General features: G+C 61.4%; 4 protein-coding genes and 2 pseudogenes. All 6 read right to left on the bottom strand.

Going from position 1 to position 4,662, the window contains the following annotated elements:
• Positions 1-316 (bottom strand): annotated as a pseudogene (locus ADADOO_RS05105) (fused MFS/spermidine synthase); the annotation flags it as partial.
• Between the two features lie 14 nt (positions 317-330).
• A complete protein-coding gene (prmB, locus tag ADADOO_RS05110; RefSeq protein WP_511275571.1) occupies positions 331-1,227 on the bottom strand; it encodes a 50S ribosomal protein L3 N(5)-glutamine methyltransferase in 897 nt (298 codons plus the stop codon).
• A 54-nt stretch (positions 1,228-1,281) separates the two neighbouring features.
• Positions 1,282-2,421 carry a succinyl-diaminopimelate desuccinylase gene (gene dapE, locus ADADOO_RS05115; protein WP_511275573.1) on the bottom strand — a complete coding sequence of 380 codons (1,140 nt, stop codon included), beginning with the start codon at positions 2,419-2,421 and terminating at the stop codon, positions 1,282-1,284.
• Positions 2,421-3,608, bottom strand: a complete 1,188-nt coding sequence (locus ADADOO_RS05120; RefSeq protein ID WP_511275575.1) for a PilT/PilU family type 4a pilus ATPase — start codon at positions 3,606-3,608, stop codon at positions 2,421-2,423. Before ADADOO_RS05120 ends, dapE begins: the two co-directional genes overlap by 1 nt.
• 25 nt (positions 3,609-3,633) lie before the next feature.
• Positions 3,634-4,452: a 2,3,4,5-tetrahydropyridine-2,6-dicarboxylate N-succinyltransferase gene (gene dapD / locus ADADOO_RS05125; RefSeq protein ID WP_511275577.1), complete on the bottom strand. Its 819-nt coding sequence runs from the start codon at positions 4,450-4,452 to the stop codon at positions 3,634-3,636.
• 15 nt (positions 4,453-4,467) lie between these two features.
• A pseudogene (locus ADADOO_RS05130) lies at positions 4,468-4,662 on the bottom strand (succinyldiaminopimelate transaminase); the annotation flags it as partial.

Below are 4,662 nucleotides of genomic sequence, written 5' to 3' on the forward strand. Positions count from 1 at the left end.
TGCGCTGGTAGCAGAACTTGATCAGCGAGCCGCCGCCGAGGCCGATCAGCACGATACGTTTCGGCCGTGGCTGGAAAAGCAGGAAAGCCATCATTTTCTGCGTGTAACGGATGGCCAGGTCGTGCGGCGCTTTGAGCGACATTTCGCTCTGCATGAGGCGGACGCTGAAATAGAGAAAACGCGATTTGCCGTCGTCGATGACGAAGGGCTTGGGATAGCTTTCGTCGAGCAACTGGGCGCGCAGTTCGCCTTCCCGCGCCCATGCCGGCTCATGCATGAGGACGGTGCCCGTTTCGACATCGAACGGGCTGGGCATTTCGTAGAGCTGGCTCAATCGGGTAAATCTGCGGCGTTGAGCAGGAAGACGAATTCGTCGCCGGCGGCGGTGTTGAGCCAGGTGAAGGGCAGCGTCGGGTAGGCGGCTTCGAGTTGGTCGCGGTTGTGGCCGATTTCGACGATCAGGATGCCGTTGTCAGTCAGATGTTTCTTCGCTTCGCGCAGGATGATGCGCGTGAAATCGAGGCCGTCTTCGCCCGAGCCGAGCGCCAGTTCAGGCTCGTGCAGGTATTCCGGCGGCAGCGCGGCGACCGATTCGGCGTTGACGTAAGGCGGGTTCGAGATGATCAGGTCGAACTTGCGGCCAGCCAGCTTGGTGAAGGCATCGGAGTGGATCAGTTCGACGCGGTCGCTCAGGTGATAGTCGGCGACGTTGCGCTCGGCGACGGAAAGCGCATCTTCGGAGAGGTCGACCGCAGCAACCTCGGCATTGGGGAAGGCGAGGGCGCTCAGGATAGCCAGGCAGCCGGAACCGGTGCACAGGTCGAGGGCGGATTCGATGGCCCACGGATCGTCGATCCACGGCGTGAGCTGTTCATCGAGTAATTCGGCGATGAAGGAGCGCGGCACGATGACGCGATCGTCAACGTAGAAACGATGTTCGCCGAGCCAGGCTTCGTGGGTCAGGTAGGCGGCGGGCAGGCGGTCCTGGCAGCGGCGGGTGTAGATGTCGAGCAGCAGTTCGCGCTCGTGCGGCAGCAGGCGGGCATCGAGGAAGGGGTCGAGGCGGTCGAGCGGCAGGTTGAGTGTGTGCAGCGTTAGGTAGATGGCTTCGTCCCAGGCGTTATCGCTGCCGTGGCCGAAGAAGAGCTGGGCGGCGTTGAAACGGCTGACGGCGTAACGAATGTAGTCGCGAACGGTGAACAGTTCGGTTTTGGCGGCAGTGGTCATTATTAGTCGGTAGTTGCTAGTTATTAGTTGTTAGCAGGAGGGCTTGGCTAGTAACTAACTACTAGCAACTAACAACTGCCGCAGTATGCGGCCATAAATGGCGGAGAGCTTGGGCAGGGAGTCGACGGCAATGCACTCGTCGATCTTGTGGCTGGTCGCGTTGACCGGGCCGATTTCGAGCATCTGCTGGCAGATTTCGGCGATGAAGCGGCCGTCGGATGTGCCGCCCGTGGTCGATAGCTCGGTGGCGATGCCGCAGATTTCGTGGATGGCGGTTGCCGCCGCGTCAGCCAGCGGCCCACGGCCGGTCAGGAAGGGGCGGGCGCCGAGTGTCCACTGGATGTCGTAATCCAGATTGTGCTTTTCGAGGATGGCGCGCAGGCGCTGCTGCAGGCCTTCCGGCGTGCTGGCCGTGGAAAAGCGGAAATTGAACTTGATTTCCAGTTGACCGGGGATGACATTGGTCGCGCCGGTGCCGCCGTGGATGTTGGAAACCTGCCAGGTGGTTGGCGGGAAATAGTCGTTGCCTTCATCCCAACGCGTCGCGGCCAGTTCGGCCAGGGCCGGGGCGGCTTCGTGGATCGGGTTGCGACCTTTTTCCGGGTAGGCGATGTGGCACTGGATGCCCTTGACCGTCAGCACGCCGGACAGCGAGCCGCGCCGGCCGTTCTTGATCATGTCGCCAAGGGTGTTGACCGAAGTCGGTTCGCCGATGATGCAGAAATCGAGGGTTTCGCCACGCGCCTTGAGCACTTCGACGACGGCGACGGTGCCGTCGATGGCATCGCCTTCTTCATCGGAAGTGAGCAGGAAGGCGAGCGAGCCGGGATGGTTCGGGTTGGCGGCGATGAAGGCTTCGACGGCCGTTACCGAGGCGGCGACCGATGACTTCATGTCGGCCGTGCCGCGCCCGTAGAGCATGCCGGCGCGGACTTCCGGGGCGAACGGTGGCGAGGTCCATTGGTCGAGCGGGCCGGTCGGCACGACGTCGGTATGGCCGGCGAAAACAAACAACGGGGCGGTCGTGCCACGACGTGCCCAGAGGTTGGTGACACCGTTGCGGTTGATGAATTCGATGCTGAAACCGAGCGGCTTGAGGCGCTCGGTGATGATTTCCATGCAACCGCCATCTTCCGGCGTGACCGAGTGGCAGGAAATGATCTGCCGGGCCAGTTCAAACGTGGGGTCGGACATCAGCTGGCTTCTTCGTCGTTTTCGGCCAGGCTCAGCGTGAATTCCTTGAAGGAAGTGCCGCCTTCGCTGGTGCTGTCGAATTCGAGCGCGACGTCGGTCTTGCGATCGTCCTTGCCGTTGGTGCTGCCGAATTCGGAATTGTTGATGAGCCACGACAGGTTGGTCGGCGAATCGGCATTGGCCAGGGCTTCGTCGATGGTGATGGTGCTGCTGCTGTAGAGCCGGAACAGGTCCTGCTCGAAGGTCTGCGATCCCGGAGCCAGTGTCTGTTCCATGGCGTCCTTGATGCCTTGCACTTCGCCGCGCTCGATCAGCTCGCTGATGTGGCGGGTGTTGAGCATGATTTCGCAGGTCGGGATGCGCTTGCCATCCGGCTTCTTGACCAGGCGTTGCGAAACGATGGCGCGCAGGGCAACCGACAGGTCGAGAAAGAGCGCCTGGCGATTTTCCGCCGGGAAAAAGCTGATGATGCGGTTCAGCGCATGGTAGGAGTTGTTGGCGTGCAGCGTGGCGAGGCACAGGTGGCCGGTTTGCGAGTAGGCGATGGCTGCCTGCATGGTGTCCTTGTCGCGGATTTCGCCGATCAGGATGCAGTCCGGGGCCTGGCGCATGGCATTCTTGAGGGCCGATTGCCAGTCCAGCGTGTCCATGCCGATTTCACGCTGGTTGACGATGGATTTCTTGTGCTTGAAGAGGAATTCGATCGGGTCTTCGACGGTCAGGATATGGCCGGAACGGTTGGCGTTGCGGTGGTCGAGCATCGAGGCGATGGTCGTCGACTTGCCTGAGCCCGTGGCGCCGACGATCAGGATCAGGCCGCGCTTCTCCATGATTAGCTCGCCGAGGATGGTCGGTAGGCCGAGGTCGTCGAGGGCCGGGATGTTGCCCAGGATGAAGCGGATGACGATGCTGGTCGAGCCGCGCTGGCGGAAGATGTTGACGCGGAAGTTGCCGACATTCGGCACCCCGAACGACAGGTTCATCTCCCAGTTCGCTTCGAAGGTCTTGATCTGATCCGGCGACATCAGTTCGTAGGCGATCTTCTCGATCATGTCCGGCAGCATGATCTGCTGGTTGACCGGGAGCGTGTTGCCCTGGATCTTGATGTGGATCGGCGCGCCTGCGGAGATGAAAATATCCGAGGCCTGCTTTTCGGCCATCAACTGGAACAGTTTGTCGAGAATCATGACAAGACCTTCGTGGTGGTTTGACTTATGGGCGCAGCAGCTCGTTGATGCTGGTCTTCGCGCGGGTTTGCGCGTCGACCTTCTTGACGATGATTGCGGCGTACAGACTATAGGCGCCGTTGGCCTTGGGCAAGGTGCCGCTGATCACGACGGAACCCGGTGGCACGCGGCCGTAGGTGACTTCGCCGGTTTCACGGTCGTAGATCGGCGTGCTCTGGCCGATGTAGACGCCCATGGAGAGCACTGAGTTCTCGCCGATGATGACGCCTTCGACGACTTCCGAACGGGCGCCGATGAAGCAGTTATCTTCGATGATGGTCGGGTTGGCCTGCAGCGGCTCAAGGACGCCGCCGATGCCGACGCCGCCGGAAAGGTGCACGTTCTTGCCGATCTGCGCGCAGCTGCCTACCGTGACCCAGGTGTCGACCATGGTCGCTTCATCGACGTAGGCGCCGATGTTAACGAAGGACGGCATGAGCACGGCGTTTTTGGCGACGAAAGAACCCTTGCGGACGATGGTGCCGGGGACGACGCGGAAGCCGCCCTGGCGGAACTGCTCTTCGCTCCAGCCCTGGAACTTGGTGTCGACTTTGTCGTAGAAACGCACGTCGCCGGCTTCCTGAACGCGGTTGTCGCGGATGCGGAAGGAGAGCAGGACGGCCTTCTTGGCCCATTGGTGGGTGACCCAGTCACCGTTGATTTTCTCGGCAACGCGCAGGGTGCCGGCGTCGAGCATGCCGACCACCTGATTGATGGCAGCAATGGTGTCGGGCGGCGATTGCGGGGACAGCTCGGTGCGGCGTTCCCAGAGTTCTTCGATGATGGTTTGCAGGGGATGGCTCATGGATATTTTCTCTGTTTACAGTTGTTGGGCGAATTGACGGATGCGCCGGGTTGCTTCGAGACACTCGTCGAGTGAGGCAACCAGCGCGATACGAATGAAATTGGCCCCCGGATTGACGCCGCGGACTTCGCGCGCCAGGAAGCTGCCGGGCAGGACCACGACATTATAGTGTTCGAGCAGGCCGCGGGCGAACTCGGTGTCGGCGATGGG

The sequence above is a fragment of the Azonexus sp. genome (assembly GCF_036170495.1).
GTDB lineage: Bacteria > Pseudomonadota > Gammaproteobacteria > Burkholderiales > Rhodocyclaceae > Azonexus.